The organism is Amycolatopsis albidoflavus (genome assembly GCF_039525725.1).
Lineage (GTDB): Bacteria > Actinomycetota > Actinomycetes > Mycobacteriales > Pseudonocardiaceae > Amycolatopsis > Amycolatopsis albidoflava.
This window is the reverse complement of the sequence record NZ_BAAAHV010000003.1, coordinates 386,408-404,159: the sequence shown is the minus strand read 5'-3', so window position 1 is coordinate 404,159 and position 17,752 is coordinate 386,408. Positions and strand designations below refer to the sequence as shown.

Genomic DNA, 17,752 nt, shown 5'->3' with positions numbered 1-17,752 from the left:
CGACTGTCCGTGAAGGACTCCTTGAGGGAATCAGATTCCCTCAAGGGGCCCTTCACGGACGGTTGCGGTCGGCGAGCGCCTGACCGAATTCCGCGACGGCGGCGCGGATCTCCGGCGGGGTCAGCACCTCGACGCCGGGGCCGAGGGAAACCAGCTGTCCGACGGCGACTTCCTTGCCCTCCATGGCGAATTCGGCCTCGGCCCACCCGTCGTCGTCCTTCGGGCCGAGCGACACCAGCACCTCGTTCACGTGCTCCGGCCCGAAAACCCGCCGCAACGCACCCGCCGCGGATCGGTCGAGCCGAGCCGTCACCTTCAACGGCAGCGGCATCTTCTCGAACTCCGCCGACGACGCCCGCCACCAATCAGCGAGCGAGAATTCTTCCGGCCGCGCAAAGGTTTCCCCGGTCTCGGCGACCGCCTCCAACCGGGAAACGCGATACGTTCGCAGGTCTTCCCCGACCCGCGCCACCAGATACCAAACCCCGGCTTTCAACACGAGCCCCAGCGGATCGAGCGTCCGCCTGGTGACCTTGTCGCGCCGCCGATAGCGCACGTCGAGCTGTCGTTGCGTCCACACCGCTCTCGCGACCGCAGGCAGCGCGGCCGCGTCGTCCGGCGAGCTGAACCAGGCTGAGGCGTCGAGATGGAACCGCCCGGCGACCGTCCGAGCCTGTTCCTGCAGCTGAGCGGGCATGCTCGCGGACACCTTGGCGTGCGCGGCGGCCACCGCGGTGCCGAGGCCGAGCCCGGCGAGCGCGTCCGGCACGTCGAGGGCCAGCAGCGCGACGGCCTCCCGCGAGGTCAGACCGTCGAGCCTCGAACGCCAGCCGTCCACGAGCCGAATGCCGCCGTACCGCCCTGGTTCACTCCAGAGCGGCACGCCGGCTTCGCGCAACGCGGCGAGATCGCGCCGCATCGTCCGTTCGGTCACGCCGAGTTCGTCGGCCAGCTCCCCGACGGTGCCCGCGCGTTTGCGGTGCAGGGTGAAGAGCAGCGCGACCAGACGCTCAGCCCGCACACCTACCTCCCGCCCGGCCCCGACCGCCTAACCGCCCCAATGTGGCGTTGGGTGCATGCGATGCACCGAACGCCACATTGGGTGCGTGTGACGCACCCAATGCCACATTGGGGCGCATCAGGCTCGGGTCAGCGGTTGGCCCGGTTGACCGCGCTCACCACGGCGCGCAGCGAAGCGGTGACGATCGACGGGTCCACGCCGATGCCCCAGAACACGCGGTCGGAGATCGCGCATTCGATGTAGGACGCGGCGCGCGAGTCGTCGCCAGGGCTCAGCGTGTGCTCGCTGTAGTCCAGGAGCCGCAGGTCGTAGCCCACAGTGGACAGTGCGTCGAAGAACGCGGCGATCGGCCCGTTGCCGCGGCCGGTGATCTCGTGCTCGTCGCCCTCGACCTTCACCGTGGCCTCGAGGTCGTACTCGCCGCCGCCGTTGTCGGTGACCCGCTGCTTGATCAGCTCCAGCGGGGTCTTCGACTCCAGGTACTCGGCCGAGAACGCGCGCCACATGGTGGCCGGGTCGACCTCGCCGCCCTCGGTGTCGGTGTAGGCCTGGATGACCTTCGAGAACTCCATCTGCAGCCGGCGCGGCAGGTCGAGCTGGTGCTCGGCCTTCATGATGTAGGCGACGCCGCCCTTGCCGGACTGCGAGTTCACCCGGATCACGGCCTCGTAGGTGCGGCCGACGTCCTTCGGGTCGATCGGCAGGTACGGGACCTCCCACGGGTGCTCGTCGACCGGCACGCCCTTCTTGTCCGCGGCGTCCTTCATCGCGTCGAGGCCCTTGTTGATCGCGTCCTGGTGGCTGCCGGAGAAGGCGGTGAACACCAGGTCGCCGCCCCACGGCGAGCGTTCCGGGACGGGCAGCTGGTTGCAGTACTCGACGGTCCGCTTGATCTCGTCCATGTCGGAGAAGTCGATCTGCGGGTCGATGCCCTGGCTGTAGAGGTTCATGCCCAGCGCGACCAGGTCGACGTTGCCGGTGCGCTCGCCGTTGCCGAACAGGCAGCCCTCGATCCGGTCCGCGCCTGCCTGGTAGCCCAGTTCGGCGGCGGCGATGCCGGTGCCGCGGTCGTTGTGCGGGTGCAGCGACAGGATCACCGAATCGCGGCGCTCCAGGTTGCGGCTCATCCACTCGATCGAGTCGGCGTAGACGTTCGGGGTCGCCATTTCGACGGTCGCGGGCAGGTTCAGGATGACCGGCTTCTGCGGCGTCGGCTGCCAGATTTCGGTGACCGCGTTGCACACCTCGAGCGCGTAGGACAGCTCGGTGCCGGTGTAGGACTCGGGCGAGTACTGGAAGCGGAAGTCGGTGTCCGGCTGCTTCGCCGCCAGCTCGACCACCATTTCGGCGGCCTGCGTCGCGATCTTCTTGATGCCCTCGCGCTCCTCGCGGAACACCACGCGGCGCTGCAGGATCGAGGTGGAGTTGTAAATGTGGACGATCGCCCGCGGCGCGCCTTCGAGCGCTTTGAAGGTGCGCTCGATCAGCTCGGGACGGCACTGGGTCAGCACCTGGATGTGCACGTCGTCCGGGATCGCGCCCTCTTCGATGATCTCGCGCACGAAGTCGAAATCGGTCTGCGAGGCGGCCGGGAAACCGACCTCGATCTCCTTGTAGCCCATGCGGACCAGCAGGTCGAAGAACTTGCGCTTGCGTGCGGGAGACATCGGGTCGATCAGCGCCTGGTTGCCGTCGCGCAGGTCGACCGCACACCACAGCGGCGCGCGCTCGATGCGCTTGTCCGGCCAGGTGCGGTCGGGTACGTCGATGTTCTCGACTACGTCGTACCAGGGGCGGTACCGGTGCACCGGCATGGACGTGCCGCGCTGCGGATTCCACGAGGGCTGTCCGGCGGGCGCGGGACGGGAGGGCGTGCGCAGACGGGAGTTAGTGGTGCGGGGGTCGGTGCTCATCGCGGGAAAATCTCCTGACGGGTTCGGTGCGGACGACCGGCACCACAAAGCCCCGCGACGAGGAGCCGGTCAGATCAGGCCCCGTCGCGGCAGCGAAGCAGGAGTTCACGCGCCACGAGGTCACTGTAACCACCCGACGCGCCGAAAGGAAAGCCGCCCGCCGCGATCGAACTGTTACGTCGGGTGGCTGATACCTGTTACTAGCGGGTAGCGGGCCGCGAGGCGACGTGCCAGACTGCCCGGCATGGGCGAGCACGCGGAACAAGCGCAGGAAACCGAGGCGAAGGCGCGACCCCAGCGCACCCCGGTGGACTGGCGGCGCACTCGTGAGCGCACGGTGTCGTTCATCGCGTCACTCGTGCGCTGGGTCGGCCTGCTGTTCGCCGCGGTCTTGGTGCTGCACGTGATTTTCGTCATCGGCGAGGCCAACCAGGGCAACGGCATCGTCTCGTTCGTGCGCAGCTGGGCCGACGGGTTGTCGCTCGGTTTCAAGGACCTGTTCACGCCGAGCGACGCGAAGCTGCGAGTGCTGGTGAACTACGGCATCGCGGCGGTGTTCTGGCTGATCGTGTCGGGGATTCTGGCGAAGATCATCCGTCGGGTCGGGGGCGCTGGCGCCTGATCACGGCTGCCAGACGATCGGGTTTTCCTGGTAGTCCGTGCCCTTGGCCAGCCAGGCGTAGCCGTCGTCGTCGTACTTCGCGCCGGTAACCGTGGTGCCGGGGATGGCCAGTTCCATCGTGCAGGTGCCGTAGGCCGCGCCCTTGGCCGTGAAGTCGCCGGTGGTCGTCGCCGAGATTCATCCGGGCCAGCTCCGCCTCGGTGCCTCGGTCGATGCGCGTCACCGTGATGCCGACCGCGCCGACGGGCGAGTAATCGGTCGTGAACGGCACCACGGCCTTCTCGCCGATTTTGAGTTTCGTGCCCGGCTTGGTGTAGGCGATCTTCTTCCGCGCGGGCGCACTGGTCGAGGCAGGTGCTGAGGCCGTGGCGGTGCCCGGCGGCGGTGCGTCGGCCGCGCTCGAACACGCGGACAGCGCGAACGCCAACGCCGCGACCACAACGATCGGTCTTCTGCCAGACATCAAGCTCCCCCAGGACGCGAAGAGGGGCGCCAGTCCTCGACTGACGCCCCCGCGGCGGTCTCGCGCCCAGCTTACTGCCAGGTCACCGCGTCCTTGCCGTAGTCAGTGTTCGGAGCCAAGTCCCGATACGTGCTAGCCCCATAGCTAGCCCCCTTGACCTCCGCGCCAGCCGGGGCCAGCGCCAGCACGCAGCTGGTGTACGAAGCGCCCTTCGTCGTGAACGCCTTGCCGGAGTTCCCGCTGTCGCACTTCTCGAACTTGCCGATCACCGTCACGTGCGGGCCGCTGGTGCCGTCCGCGAGCAAGCCGTTCATCAGGCCCAGCGAGCTGTACGCGAAGTCCGAGCCGGTCTCGTTCGTGACCTTGACCTGCACGTAGTACGGCGTCATGCCCTTCGCTCGGTCGCCGAGCTTCAGCGGGGCCAGGTCGGCCTCGACGCCCTTGTCGATCCCGGTCACCGTCACGCCGATCGCGCCGGTGTTCTTCTGCGACTTGAACGGCACCACGGCCTTCTCGCCGATCTTCAGCTTCGTGCCCTGCTTCGTGTACTCGGCCGAGGCGGAGTCGCCGGCGGGCGCGGCGGCGGAGGAAGACGGAGCCGCCGCCGAGGACGAAGCGGGCGGCGTGGCGATCGCCGGAGTGGGAGCCTTGTCGTCCGAGCTGGAACACCCGGACAGCGCGAACGCCATCGCAGTTGCGGAAACCGCCATCAAAACCGGCACCCCAGTACGCATCTCGTCACTCCTTGAGGAATCTCCCACCGATTCAGTGGCCTGACCGGTTTGGTGCCTATCAGACCTCGGAAGCGGGGCGCCGGTTCCCTCGAATGCTCACGGATCGGTCACAGTGCGGGCGAACCCCATCGGTCGCCGAACGCGAACTCCTCGAGCGGCAGCCGTCGCCGCGGGGCGAGTTCCCGTTCGATGCGGCGCGGGTCCTCCAGTACCGAAGGGTCGGCGGGCGAGCCGACGGCGATCGCCACCCGAGCCACCGCGTCGGAAGGCAGGCCGAATTCGTCGTGCACCCGCTCCGGCGAGAAGCCCGCCATCTGGTGCGCGATCAGGCCGAGTTCGACCGCTTGCAGGACGAGATTCTCGGTCGCCAAGCCCAGTCCGTAGTCGGTGTAGGGCACCTCGCCCTTTTCGTTCGTGGTGACCATCACGCCGATCAGCAGCGCGCTCGCCCGGAACGCCCACGCCTGGTTCCCGGAGTTCAGCGTCGCGAGGAGGCGCGGGAACACCGGATCGCCCCGGCGGCCGACGAGGTAGCGCGCCGGCTGGGTGTTGCCGAAAGACGGCGCCCACCTGGCGGCTTCGAGCAAGGCGGTCAGCTGGGCGTCGGTGATTTCGGCGGTCTCGTCGTAGGCCCGCGGGCTCCAGCGCTCGGCGATGGCCGGCGCGACGGGGACGCTCGTCTCGGCTGGTTTGCGCATGCGGCGAACCGTAGTACGAGCGGGAGTGCTCTCCGTCACTCCGGAGGAAGGGCTTCGAGCTTTCCCCTGGCGTCAAGGAAAATTTACTTCCAAATGCTCCGAAGGGGCCGTGGCGGACCACTCGATGGGGTGGCGGGCGCCGTTCTCGCCGGTAGGCTCTTCTCCAAATGAAGGGCCGTGGGCGCTCCTCGGTGCCCTCCAAGGAGTACGCCCCGGCCCGTCAAGGAGGTTCGGGCGTGGCCCTCGTGGTCCAGAAGTACGGCGGATCGTCGCTGGAAAGTGCCGACCGGATCAAGCGCGTCGCAGAACGGATCGTCGCGACCAAGAAGGCGGGCAACGACGTGGTCGTCGTGTGCTCGGCGATGGGCGACACCACTGATGAGCTGCTCGATCTGGCGCAGCAAGTGAACCCGGCGCCGCCGGAGCGGGAAATGGACATGCTGCTCACCGCCGGTGAGCGCATCTCGAATTCGCTGGTCGCGATGGCGATTTCCGCCCAAGGCGCGCAAGCCTGGTCGTTCACCGGTTCCCAAGCGGGCGTGGTCACCACGTCGGTGCACGGCAACGCGCGCATCATCGATGTCACTCCGAGCCGCGTCACCGAGGCGCTGGAGCAGGGTTACGTCGCGCTGGTGGCCGGTTTCCAAGGCGTGGCACAGGACACCAAGGACATCACGACGCTCGGCCGAGGCGGTTCCGACACCACCGCGGTGGCGCTGGCCGCCGCGCTGAACGCGGATGTCTGCGAGATCTATTCCGATGTGGACGGTGTGTATTCGGCCGACCCGCGGATCGTGCCGGACGCCAAAAAGCTCGACACCATCCCGTACGAGGAGATGCTGGAGCTCGCGGCGAGCGGATCCAAGATCCTGCACCTGCGTTCGGTCGAGTACGCGCGCCGCTACGGCGTGCCGATCCGAGTCCGTTCTTCTTACAGCGACAAGCCGGGCACCACGGTGGCCGGATCGATCGAGGAGATCCCCGTGGAACAAGCGCTGATCACCGGTGTGGCACACGACCGCTCGGAAGCGAAGATCACCGTGACCGGCGTGCCGGACCACGCCGGGGCCGCGGGCAAGATCTTCCGGGTCGTCGCCGACGCCGAGATCGACATCGACATGGTGCTGCAGAACGTGTCCAGCACGTCGTCGGGCCGCACCGACATCACCTTCACGCTGTCGAAGGCCAACGGGGCCAAGGCGGTCAAGGAACTCGAAAAGATCAAGGCCGGGATCGGCTTCGAGTCGGTGCTGTACGACGACCACGTCGGCAAGGTTTCGCTCGTCGGTGCCGGGATGCGCTCGCACCCGGGCGTCACGGCGACGTTCTGCGAGGCGCTGGCCAACGCGGGCGTGAACATCGAAATCATCAACACCTCGGAGATCCGCATTTCGGTGCTGATCCGCGACGCGCAGCTGGACGAGGCCGTGCGCGCGATCCACGAGGCGTTCGAACTGGGCGGCGACGAGGAAGCCGTTGTCTACGCGGGGAGTGGTCGCTGATGGCACAGGGTCTTCGGGTCGGCGTGGTCGGGGCGACCGGCCAGGTCGGCGCCGTGATGCGCAAGCTGCTCGACGAACGGAACTTCCCGGTCGAGCAGATCCGGTACTTCGCCTCGGCCCGCTCGGCGGGACGCACGCTGCCGTGGCGCGGCGAGGAAATCACCGTCGAGGACACCGCGACCGCTGATCTGTCCGGTTTGGACATCGCGCTGTTCTCCGCGGGCGGCGCGACCTCGCGCGAGCAGGCGCCGCGGTTCGCCGAGGCGGGCGCGATCGTGGTCGACAACTCGTCGGCCTACCGCCGCGACCCGGACGTGCCGCTGGTCGTCAGCGAGGTCAACCCGGAAGCCATCAAGGACGCGCGCAAGGGGATCATCGCGAACCCCAACTGCACCACGATGGCCGCGATGCCGGTCCTCAAGCCGCTGCACGACGAAGCCGGTCTGGTGCGGATCATCGCGAGCACCTACCAGGCAGTCTCCGGAAGCGGCCTGGCCGGCGTCGACGAGCTGGCCGCGCAGGTGAACGCCGTCGCCTCGCGCGCGGCCTCGCTCACGCACGACGGTTCGGCGGTCGAATTCCCGGCCCCGGCCAAGTACGTCGCGCCGATCGCGTTCAACGTCCTGCCGATGGCCGGGTCCATTGTGGACGACGGCACGTTCGAGACGGACGAGGAACAGAAGCTGCGCAACGAAAGCCGGAAGATCCTTGGCATCCCGGAGCTGCTGGTTTCGGGTACGTGCGTGCGCGTCCCGGTGTTCACCGGGCACTCGCTGTCGGTGAACGTCGAATTCGAGCGGCCGCTGTCGGTCGAGCGGGCGACGGAACTCCTGTCGACCGCACCGGGCGTGCAGCTGGCCGACGTGCCGACGCCGCTGCAGGCCGCCGGCATCGACCCGAGCCTGGTCGGGCGCATCCGCACCGACCCGGGCGTCCCGGACGGTCGCGGGCTGGCGCTGTTCGTTTCCGCCGACAACCTCCGCAAGGGCGCGGCGCTGAACACGGTGCAGATCGCCGAGCTGGTGGCGCAGAACCGCTGAGTTTCCCGGTAAAACTGCCCGGTCCCTTGTTCAGGGGCCGGGCAGTTTTCACTTCTTCTTCTGCCGCGGCTTGAGCGGTTTCAACCCGAACGCGGCCCGGAACTCCGGCTTCTGCAGCGGACGCAGGACGGCCTGCATCAGGAAGCCCCACAGGATCAGCCCGACCGGTGCGCCCGAGGAGCCCGAACTCGTGGCCAACGCCACGATCGCACCGAGCAGCAGCATCGCCATGAACCCGCACTCCAGCCAGATGAGCGCGAGCACGACGGTGCGCTGACGCCTGCTCAGCAGGACGGCGCACACCACCAACGCGATGGTCAGCGCCGAGTTGATCACCATGATCGTCACCGGAACGGCCACGGCGCTCGAGGTGCCGCCAAGCCCGAGCAGGTATCCGACGAACGCCGCGAGAGCCAGGTAAACCACGGCCTGGCCGCCGATCGCCCACCGCATCGACCGGATTCCTCGCCGCACCTCCTGCTCCGCGTTCGCACCGGACGCGGGCATGGGCTGATCAGGACTGGACGGGAACACCGCGGACACCACCTCAGGTCGGGAGCCGGGCCAGGGGACCACGCGGCGCCCGGGACCGGTCCCGGCTACTTGGCCAGCCGGCAGGCCCGGCTCCGGATCTTCCGGAACTCGTGCACCGAGCCGAACGCGTGGTAGGACCACACAAAACCGTCCGCGTGCGCGCCGAGGTGCCGGAACTGCTCGATCGCTTCCTTGCCGCGGTTCAATTCCACCAGTGCGCGGGCGGCGAACGCGCGGCTGTCCCGGGCTTCCGGCGCGTCGCGGCCATCGCCGTCGAGCCAGGGCAGCAGCGTGTCGAGGGCTTGCTCGACCCGCTTGTCCTGCCACGGGTTCTTGACGTCCGCGGCCCACATTTCAAAAGCGGCCGCCAAAGGCAGCCACGCCAGCTTCGGATGCTTCGCCGCGCCTTCCTCGGCGAACTCCCACATCAGCTCGTGCGAGCCGAACCACTTCGCGCACCAGTACTGCATCGCGCGGCCGTGTGCGGCGACGTGCAGCGGGTCACGCTCCATGACTCCAGCCCATACTTCGCGGAAATCGTCGCGCGAGTACTGGCGGCCCATCGCGATCGAGCACCGCTTTTCCCACGGCGTCGGGTCTTCCGGGGCGAGGTCCGCGGCGAGCTGGCAGGCTTCGTCGGCCTGTTCGAGGACGCGCCGGAAGCCGGCGAATTGCTCCGCGCTGACGTTGCTCGCCCGGTGCGAGCTCCGGATCTGCCAGGCGACCTCCGTGAGCGAGTCCGCGTGGACGATGGCGGCGTCCGCGTCGTCGGGACGGGCGGCGCGCCAGGCTTTCAACGCGGTGTCGTCGTCGGCCGCGGCCTTGGAAAGGACGCTCACCGCGGTGCTGCGGCGGTCCCAATCCGTGCCGATTCCGGCCAGCAAGTCGGCACCCGGCTGCCATTCTCCGGCTCGGTAGGCGTCCCGGGCGACGCGAAGCGGTTCGGGCAGCAGCCGTTCTTCGGTGATGTCGTCGTCCGCGGGCAGGCCGAAGCGGGCGACGTCCGTCGGCTTGAGCGGCGGAGTGAGGTAGCGGGCCATGTCCTCCTGGTTGAGGGTCTCCATGAAATCGAAAGTGCCCATTCCGCGCTGCTTCGCGTCTTTCGCGACCGCCTTCATCATCCGGCGGTATTTCGGAACGGTGTAGAGCTTGATCAAGCCGAGCAAGGGTGTTCCTCTCAGGAATGAACCGGGGCGAGCAACGCACGGAGCGCAGCGGTGTCCCCGTCGATCGCCGCGCCGACGGCGGGATCCAGTTCGGTGGCATACGGTTCGGCCAGTACCAGCTTCGCCGGCCCGGACCAGGACAGTTCCCAGTGCGCCGCATCGGCTTTGGCGAGCCGCGCGTGCACCACAATGGACAGTCTGTTGTGGACTGAGTGCCGGTAGAACTCGCGTTTCGCCCGCAGCCCGGCCCCCGCCGGTGCGGGGTTCTCCGGGTCGGCAAGGTCCTCGATGCGCCCGGCGTCGAGCAGGTCGAGCAGCTCGTCGACGCTGCGGCTGCGGCGAATTCTCAGCGCCTCGGCCTGAGTGGAATCGCGCATCCCGATGTCGACCAGGCTGGCCCAGTCGAGCTTCTTCTTCGAGGCCGCGTCCTCGGTGAAGCCCGTCGCCAGTACCGCTTCGAGCAGCTCCGAACCGTTGCGCAGGAGATCCGTCGCGGGCCGTTCGCCGCCGGGCGGCACCGGGATGGCCGGCGCGGCCTCCAGCAACGCGATCCGTTCGGAGATCGGCGGGTGGCTGTCGTATTTCGAGGCAGGCCGCGACGGCGGATTCTCCCGCAGGGAAGCCATTTCCTCCGCGCGGGTTTCGTCGGCGAGCAGCAGCTGATAGCCCCCGGCCAGCTGCTTCGGCAGATATCCGGAGGACCAGGCGACCGTCGCGTAGTTCTCCAGGAAGACCCACCAGGCCGCGTCCAGGACTTCGGTCTCGCGCAACGCGGTGGTCGCGGCCGTGGTGCCCGCGGCCCGCGCGGAGGCGATGTCCGCGGCGAGTTCCTGTTCCTGGCTCACGCGCGCCGAGACCCGGTAGTACACGGCGGCATACGCGGTGAAGACCGGCCGCAGCAGCCGGCCGGACCCCGACGAGCGGAGTCCGTTCACGACTCGCCCGATCGTCTGCCGTCCGCGATAAGTCGCACCGGCGAACCGCGTGTGGCGATTGCTGTAGTGGCCGAGTTCGTGCCCGAGAATGGCCCGGAGCTGACTGATCCGCAGCCCGGCGAAAAGCTGCGCGCCGATGAACATCCGGCGCCGCCGCACGCGCAGCCCCGCCCAATGCGTCTCCTCGGTCACCCCCGCGTTGACCTGGGGCAGGAGGTAAATCTCGTCCGGCGGCCGGGTGCCGACTTCCCGGGCGAGTTCGCGGACGGCCGCCCACAGCTGCGGCTGCTCCTCGGGCGTGACGGGCACCCCGTCCACGTCGTCGCGCGATCGCTCGTAGGTCACCAGGGCGGCGAACAGCACGTACAGCACCGGACCGACGAGGAAGGCGAGCCGTTCCGCGGTGAACGGACTGTGGCGGAACGCGGCGATCTCGAGCCAGATCAGCGACCCGGCGACGGCGAGCACCAGCACCGGAAAACCGGCCAGCAGCAAGACAGCGAGCAACGCCCGCGGCGAGTTCTTCATGGAAAAACGGAATCCTCCCCAAGACCGGCACCCTGGGCGAACCGGTCGTCCGAGCCCGTTATCGACGCAAACGCCGATTTCGTTTCATCCGTGCCCCGATGCCGGAAAACCCGTTGTCGCGTGCGGCCCGGTGCCGGATGCTGACTTGAGCAAACTTCGTTCTGGGAAAGGAAAGTCATGTACACGGCAGTGGACGGCGCGCGGGTTCCGATCCGGATGTGGGCAGACCCCGCTTCGGTCGAAGACCAAGCGATGCGTCAGCTGCGCAACGTCGCCAACCTTCCGTGGGTGCACGGCGTCGCGGTGATGCCCGACGTCCACTACGGCAAGGGCGCGACGGTGGGCAGCGTCATCGCGATGCGCGACGCCGTCTCCCCGGCCGCGGTCGGCGTCGACATCGGCTGCGGGATGAGCGCGGTGCGGACGTCGCTCACCGCGCGCGACCTGCCGGACGACCTCGGCAAGCTCCGCAAGCGGATCGAATCGTCGGTGCCAGTCGGGTTCGGGCTGCACAAGACGCCGGTCAACACGGCGAAGGTGCACGGAGTCGGCGGCTGGGACACGTTCTGGAAGTCGTTCGGCGACCTGCACGAGGGCGTCCAGGACCTGCGCAAGCGAGCGCACCTGCAGGTCGGCAGCCTCGGCGGCGGCAACCACTTCATCGAGGTCTGCCTCGAACAGGGCGGAGCCGACGAGGGCCGCGTGTGGCTGATGCTGCATTCGGGTTCGCGCAACATCGGCAAGGAACTCGCTGAGCGGCACATGGCGATCGCACGGAAACTGCCGCACAACCGGGATCTGCCGGATCCCGACCTGTCGGTGTTCGTCGCGGACACGCCGGAAATGCGGGCGTACCGGCGCGACCTGTTCTGGGCGCAGGACTACGCGGCGCGGAACCGGGCGACGATGATCGCGCTGGTGAAGCTCGCGGTCGCGGAGGTCATTCCCGGAACCAGTTTCGACGACGCGATTTCGTGCTTCGCCGCCGAAACTTTGGTCATGACCGAAGCGGGCAGTCGCCCGATCTCGGAACTGTCGGGCGGTGTGCACAAGGTGCTCACTGAAGGCGGCGAGTGGGTCAAAGCGCCGGTGAAGTCATTCGGCCGGCAACCGATCTGGGAGGTCGTGATCGGCCGCTTCGGAGAGGAGCGGACGATTCGCACGACCAGAGAACACCGTTGGTTGCTGCGGCCAAAGGTGGCGCACAACCGAACTGAGGCAACAACGGCAGGGCTTCGAGTCGGAGACCGTCTCGCCTACGTGTTCCCGGCGCGCACTCCCGGTCTGCGGCCGTCTCGCGAAGGTGTGGCGCGCGGATTCGTCTTCGGCGACGGGTCAATTTCCGGCCGAGGGATGGCGCATGCCAACTTTTACGGGAAGAAGGACGAAGTTCTGCTGCCATACTTCGACCAAGCGGATCGTGCGCGGACGTACTACTACGCGTACGACAAGGCTGAAGCGAAGAAGACGCATGTGCCCGCAGGCGAGGTCGGAACACTTCGGTCTGCGGGAGTCGTGGTCGGGGAAATGAAGCGACTCGGCGGTCTTCCTTGTGAGTGGAAGCGCGAATATCCCCGCGTCGAGGGTTCGGTGACGGACCTTTACGGGTGGCTCGCGGGCTACTTCGCGGCCGACGGGGAGGTAGGCAAGACAGGTCGGCCTGCGATCTGGTCCGCGAACAGGCAAAACCTCGAGTTCTTCAAGGAGGCGTGTGACTCGCTGGGCATCTGGACGCTTCCGATCCGGCAAAAGATGCGCACTGGGTTCGGCACGGTCGACACTCCGATATTTGTGATGGGGCTGTCGAGAACTGACCTCACGCAGGAGTTCTTCATCCACGACGAGCACCGGGCCCGTTGGGAAGCGAACCGGGATGCTGTCGAGCGGCGTGGCTGGACCGTCCGCGCAGTGCGTGCCACCGATGAGATCGAGGAGGTGTTCTGCGCCGTAGTCGAGGACAGTCATTCATTCGCTCTCGATGGGAACATTCTGACCGGCAACTGCCATCACAACTATGTCGCCGAGGAAACCTACGACGGCGTCGACCTGCTCGTCACCCGCAAGGGCGCGATCCGGGCCGGCTCCGGGGATCTCGGGATCATCCCGGGCAGCATGGGAACCGGTTCGTACATCGTGCGCGGACTCGGCAACACGGCGTCGTTCGAATCCGCGTCCCACGGCGCCGGCCGGCGGATGTCGCGGACGAAGGCCCGCAAGACGTTCACCGCAGCCGACCTCGCGGCGCAGACCGCGGGCGTGGAATGCCGGAAGGACACCGGGGTCGTCGACGAGATCCCGGCCGCGTACAAGGACATCGAGACCGTGATCAAGGCACAGACCGACCTGGTCGAGGTGGTCGCGCACCTCAAGCAGGTCGTGTGCGTGAAGGGCTGAGGAATCCCGCGGGCGAACCGCACTGGTCCGCCCGCGGGACCCGCTACCCTGAAGCCATGAAGTACTGGGGGGCGGCTGTCGCCGTGGTGGCGGCCGGAACGCTGCTGGCCGGATGCGACCAGGTCGATTCGGCGGTCAATCAGACGAATTCCGCGGTGGACAAGGTCTCCACGTGCACCGAGGCGCTGGGGCTGGCGGACCTGAACCCGTTGGTGGACGGCGAAAAGCTCAAAGCCCGCGCGCAGGACAAGGAACGACGGCTGCGCGAACTGGCGGCGAACGTCAAGGAGGAGGACGTCAAGAACGCCCTCCTCGGCATGGCGGACTCGTACGTCCAGGTGCAGAAGGAACACCTCGAGGACGCCGGGGTGATCGCCCGGTGGACCAAGCGGAACCTGGAGAAGCTCGACGGGCTGCGCAAAGCCTGCACCTGACCGGGCCCGCGGCCTTGGCCCGTCCCGACCCGGCGACCTGCTTCGACCTGCCCCGTGCCTGCCACGACCCGATCTGACGGCCCGCTAGCGTGACCCCAATGCCACATTGGGTGCGTTGAACGCAGCGAATGCCGCATTGGGTGCGTTGAACCCACCGAACGTCACATGAGGCGGTTCAGCGGCGAGCCCGAACCGCGGCCGCCAGTGAAGGCGTCCGCACCGGCCTCCGGCGCAGCGACCACACCAGACCCAGCGCCGCCAGCGCCAGCCCGCCGAATCCGGCTGCCGCGAAGCCCCACGCCGGGCTCGAATGGTCGATCGCGAACCCGACCACCGGGCTCCCGGCGGCCAGCCCGAGCCGCGTCGACGCGTCCTGCAGTCCCATCGCCTCGCCGCGGACCGCGGGCGGGGCGAGTTCGCTGACCGCCTCCGTGGTGGCCGCGAGCGTCGGGGCGCAGACCAGGTTCGTCGGGATCAGCACGAGCATCAGCAGCCACCACGGCTGCGTCACCAGCCCGACCGGGATCACCAGCAGCGCGAGCAGCAGCATCAGCAGCCCCTGCGGCAGCGACTTCCGCACCGCGCCGTGCACGATGCCGCCGATCATCGACGCCGCGCACATCACCGCGATGACCAGGCCGGTCCAGCCGACGTCGCCGTGCGAGCGCAGCGCGGCCAGCGTCGCGACCTCCGTGCCGACCAGGCAGAACAGCGTCCCGGCGGCGATCAGCAGGGTCGCCAGCAGGCGTCCGGTCAGCCACGATCGCAGCGGCGGCCGCGCGGTGCCGGTCGGGGCGAGTTCGTCCTCGTTCCGGATCGGCGGGTTGAGCAGGAAGATCAGCAGCGCGGTGACGCCGAAGATGGTGCCGATGCCGCTCAAGGTCAGCGTCGCCGACAGCCCCGAGATCGCCGCGATCCCGGCCGCCGGGCCGATCATGAACGACGCCTCGACCAGGATCGTGTCCAGCGAGTACGCCGCGCGCCGCTGGTCGGCGGGCACGAGCGCGGCCAGGATCTGCCGTGCCAGCGAACCCGCGGGCACCGACAGCACGCCGGCCGGCAGCGCGCACACCACCAGCGCCTCGTAAGAAAGATGCGGAGCCGCGAACCAGAACGCCGTGGACGACAGCCCGCACACCGCGACCACCGGGCGCAGGCCGTAGCGGTCGATGGTGCGCCCGATTAGCGGCGCGCCGAGCGCCATGCCCAGCGTGACGGCCGCGCCGACGACGCCCGCCGCGCCGTAGCCCCGGCCGAGACCGCTGACGACGTACAGCGTCAGCGTCACGCCGGTCATCGTCATGGGCACGCGTGCGAAGAACATCAGCGCCATCGACGGGCGGACCCCGGGGACGCTCAGGACGCGGCGATACGGCTGAAAAGGCACGTACCCCATGAGAGCAAGAGTTGGTACGAGCGTGCAACTTCTTTTCGTCACACCCTCCGCGCTGCGTCGCGCACCCGGTCGGGTGTCGCGCAGGCGTTCGGCGGGGCCGGAAAACGCACGCGCGACCTGGGTGATAACTTCGTCGTCAGCACGGAAAAGCATTCTCGCCGCCCATTCGCGAACAGTTTTTCACTTTTCTGCGCCGACCTTGGAGTTCTCCGGTCGAAGCGGCGGCGGTCCCCGGAAAAAGGGGAACCGACCCGAATGCGGGCGGCGGTGCGTGCGTGGGGGACCCACCACGGTCGGACGAGCGAGATCGCGCGTCCCGACGGGGTGATGAAGGTAATCGATCACGAACTACGCCTGTGTGAGTGAGCAATGCCGCCATTTGGGCAATCCGGCTACTATGAGTCAGATTCAGGTCCGCGGTCCGTGATCGTCGGGGGACGCGCAAGCCGTCCACGTTAATCAATTGCGGGCCGGTTCCCGGTTCTTGGATTCGGCACGTAAGGGTTAGAAAAACTCCCTATCCGGTGATCGGCTGGTGTTGGGCCGACACGGCGGGTATCGATTTACCCGGCAGGTCCCAAAGGCCAGGGAGGTAAAGAATGAAAGGCAAGATCGGGCGGATCATCGCCGTGGTCGCCGCGGGCAGTCTGCTGGCCGTCGGCACTTCGGGGATGGCCTCCGCGAGCCCGGCGGGCGGCAAGGGCTCCTCGGCCACTCAGGCCGTCGCCGCGCAGGTGCTGCAGATGCGTGACGACTTGACCAAGGTGGCGTACGCGGGCGACGTCGCGAAGACGAGGGCGGACCTGGGCAAGCTCAGCCCGGTGCTCGCCGACATCGCGGCGGGCAAGCGCTACCAGGTCCAATCCGAAACCCAGCAGCTCTCGTCGGCGGCGAAGGTCCGCGCGGACGAGTCCAACCGGCTCCTGGCCGACCCGACTGCGACGCCGCGGCAGATCCCGCCGTTGCCGATTCCGCCGCTGCCGGACCTGCCCGGACCGCTCAAGGCGGTGAGCGACCTGGTCAAGGGCCTGCTCGCCGCGGTCACCAGCCTGCTGGGCGGTTTGCTCGGCGGGGTGCCGGTGCCGCCGCTTCCGGTGCCGACGCCGCCGTTGCCCGCACCGCCGGTGCCCGCGCCGGTGCCGGTGCCTGGCACCTGAGCAGCCTGAACAGGAGGGGAAAAGGCCCGGAGCCTGGTGCGGTTCGCCGCGCCAGGCTCCGTTCCATGTCCGGGCTCGTGAGTGGCGATGCCGGTTCTAGCCGGTTCTAACCGGCATAGACGCTCACGAGCGCTTCGCGAGTCCCACCCGCAGCGCGCCGGCCATCTCCGCGATCGCCTCCCGGAACCGCGTCCCGACTCCGGCGAAGTTGAGGAATCCGTGGATCAGGTCGGACTGCCGGCTGAGCGCCACCGGAACCCCCGCCGCACGCAGTTTTTCCGCGTACGCCTCGCCTTCGTCGCGCAGCGGGTCGAAGCCCGCGGTCACGATGTAGGCGGGCGGGAGTCCACTGTGGTCAGTCGCGAGCAGCGGCGACATCCGCGGGTCGGCCTTGTCGACGCCCTCGGGCGCGTAATGCCCCTCGAACCACACCATCGCCGCGTCGGTGAGGAAGAGGTCTTCGCCGAACAGCGTGCGAGACCGGCGTCGCGTGGTGAAGTCGACCGCCGGGTAGATCAACAGCTGGAACGCCGGCGCCGGGCCGCCGCGCCGGGTCGTCTCCAGCGCGACGACGGCGGACAGGTTGCCGCCCGCGCTGTCGCCGCCCACCGCGATCCGGTCCGGGTCCGCGCCGAGGTCGGCCGCCTTGGCGTGCGCGTAGTCGAACGCGGCCAGCGCGTCGTCCACCGGCCCGGGGAACGGGCTCTCCGGTGCGAGCCGGTACTCCACCGACAGCACCCGGACGCCGGCGTGCTTGGCCAGGTAGCGCGCGGCGTTGTCGTGCGTGGCCCGGCTGCCGATGACCCAGCCGCCGCCGTGGAAGAACACCAGCAGCGGCGACGGTTCGGGCAGCCCGGCCGGGGTGTAGAGGGTGGCGTCCAGCGACGCGTCGCCGGACGGGATGGCGACGTCGCGGGTCGCGACGGGGTTGACCCGCTTGCCGTTCACCAGGTGCTGGCTCGCTTCCAGCAGCACGCGCGACCGCTCGACCGAGCCGTTGACCAGCGCGGCGCCGGAAAGCTTCTGCAGCCGCAGCAGCAACTGGGCGTCGAGAGCGAGTTCCTGGCCGTCCAGCCGCAGCGGCGCTCCGGCGATCAGCCTGCGCACCGGCCGGGGCAGCCAGAACAGCAACTGGGCGGCGGCAGTCTGGGCGCGGATCTGCAGCGGAATGGCCATCGTTCCTCCTCGAACGCCGGATGAGCCGAGGTTACTTGC

15 protein-coding genes and 1 pseudogene are annotated in these 17,752 nt (G+C 68.5%); 7 read left to right on the top strand and 9 right to left on the bottom strand.

Going from position 1 to position 17,752, the window contains the following annotated elements; all coding sequences use genetic code 11:
• Nucleotides 1-52: 52 nt before the first annotated feature.
• On the bottom strand, nt 53-1,021 hold the full coding sequence (locus tag ABD156_RS02930; RefSeq protein WP_344265891.1) for a helix-turn-helix transcriptional regulator: 969 nt from the start codon (nt 1,019-1,021) through the stop codon (nt 53-55).
• 128 nt (nt 1,022-1,149) lie between these two features.
• A complete protein-coding gene (gene leuA, locus ABD156_RS02925; protein WP_344265888.1) occupies nt 1,150-2,934 on the bottom strand; it encodes a 2-isopropylmalate synthase in 1,785 nt (594 codons plus the stop codon).
• A 244-nt stretch (nt 2,935-3,178) separates the two neighbouring features.
• Between leuA and ABD156_RS02920 the strand changes: the two genes are divergently transcribed.
• On the top strand, nt 3,179-3,556 hold the full coding sequence (locus tag ABD156_RS02920; protein ID WP_344265885.1) for a hypothetical protein: 378 nt from the start codon (nt 3,179-3,181) through the stop codon (nt 3,554-3,556).
• A 534-nt stretch (nt 3,557-4,090) separates the two neighbouring features.
• Here ABD156_RS02920 and ABD156_RS02915 read toward each other — a convergent pair.
• Nucleotides 4,091-4,753 (bottom strand): hypothetical protein, encoded by a 663-nt coding sequence (locus tag ABD156_RS02915; RefSeq protein ID WP_344265882.1) that lies wholly within the window; start codon nt 4,751-4,753, stop codon nt 4,091-4,093.
• Nucleotides 4,754-4,860: 107 nt separating this feature from the next.
• Nucleotides 4,861-5,451 (bottom strand): nitroreductase family protein, encoded by a 591-nt coding sequence (locus tag ABD156_RS02910; RefSeq protein ID WP_344265879.1) that lies wholly within the window; start codon nt 5,449-5,451, stop codon nt 4,861-4,863.
• Between the two features lie 236 nt (nt 5,452-5,687).
• Between ABD156_RS02910 and ABD156_RS02905 the strand changes: the two genes are divergently transcribed.
• The gene (locus ABD156_RS02905; protein ID WP_344265876.1) at nt 5,688-6,953 is read left to right on the top strand and encodes an aspartate kinase; all 1,266 of its coding nucleotides are present in this window, start codon (nt 5,688-5,690) and stop codon (nt 6,951-6,953) included.
• Nucleotides 6,953-7,993: an aspartate-semialdehyde dehydrogenase gene (locus ABD156_RS02900; RefSeq protein WP_344265873.1), complete on the top strand. Its 1,041-nt coding sequence runs from the start codon at nt 6,953-6,955 to the stop codon at nt 7,991-7,993. The genes ABD156_RS02905 and ABD156_RS02900 overlap by 1 nt, the downstream gene beginning before the upstream one ends.
• Nucleotides 7,994-8,041: 48 nt before the next feature.
• On the opposite strand, the gene ABD156_RS02895 is transcribed toward ABD156_RS02900, so the two are convergent.
• From ABD156_RS02895 to ABD156_RS02885, 3 genes are all read right to left on the bottom strand, one after another.
• Complete coding sequence (locus ABD156_RS02895) at nt 8,042-8,500, bottom strand: hypothetical protein (protein WP_344265870.1); 459 nt, start codon at nt 8,498-8,500, stop codon at nt 8,042-8,044.
• Between the two features lie 92 nt (nt 8,501-8,592).
• Entirely contained in the window at nt 8,593-9,693 is a 1,101-nt protein-coding gene (locus ABD156_RS02890; RefSeq protein ID WP_344265867.1) for a DUF4034 domain-containing protein, read from the bottom strand.
• Between the two features lie 11 nt (nt 9,694-9,704).
• A complete protein-coding gene (locus tag ABD156_RS02885) occupies nt 9,705-11,156 on the bottom strand; it encodes a M48 family metalloprotease (RefSeq protein ID WP_344265864.1) in 1,452 nt (483 codons plus the stop codon).
• Between the two features lie 177 nt (nt 11,157-11,333).
• Between ABD156_RS02885 and ABD156_RS02880 the strand changes: the two are divergent.
• From ABD156_RS02880 to ABD156_RS02865, 3 genes and pseudogenes are all read left to right on the top strand, one after another.
• Nucleotides 11,334-12,134, top strand: a pseudogene (locus ABD156_RS02880) (RtcB family protein); the annotation flags it as partial.
• 21 nt (nt 12,135-12,155) lie between these two features.
• A complete protein-coding gene (locus ABD156_RS47970) occupies nt 12,156-13,550 on the top strand; it encodes an RtcB family protein (RefSeq protein ID WP_486303412.1) in 1,395 nt (464 codons plus the stop codon).
• A 56-nt stretch (nt 13,551-13,606) separates the two neighbouring features.
• The gene (locus ABD156_RS02865) at nt 13,607-13,984 is read left to right on the top strand and encodes a hypothetical protein (protein WP_344265861.1); all 378 of its coding nucleotides are present in this window, start codon (nt 13,607-13,609) and stop codon (nt 13,982-13,984) included.
• A gap of 175 nt (nt 13,985-14,159) precedes the next feature.
• Here the strand turns inward: ABD156_RS02865 and ABD156_RS02860 are convergent, their stop codons facing one another.
• Nucleotides 14,160-15,308 (bottom strand): MFS transporter, encoded by a 1,149-nt coding sequence (locus ABD156_RS02860; RefSeq protein WP_377926891.1) that lies wholly within the window; start codon nt 15,306-15,308, stop codon nt 14,160-14,162.
• A 671-nt stretch (nt 15,309-15,979) separates the two neighbouring features.
• Here ABD156_RS02860 and ABD156_RS02855 point away from each other — a divergent pair.
• On the top strand, nt 15,980-16,537 hold the full coding sequence (locus ABD156_RS02855) for a hypothetical protein (protein WP_344265858.1): 558 nt from the start codon (nt 15,980-15,982) through the stop codon (nt 16,535-16,537).
• 123 nt (nt 16,538-16,660) lie between these two features.
• Here ABD156_RS02855 and ABD156_RS02850 read toward each other — a convergent pair whose 3' ends face one another.
• Nucleotides 16,661-17,713: an alpha/beta hydrolase gene (locus ABD156_RS02850; RefSeq protein ID WP_344265855.1), complete on the bottom strand. Its 1,053-nt coding sequence runs from the start codon at nt 17,711-17,713 to the stop codon at nt 16,661-16,663.
• Between the last annotated feature and the right edge of the window lie 39 nt (nt 17,714-17,752).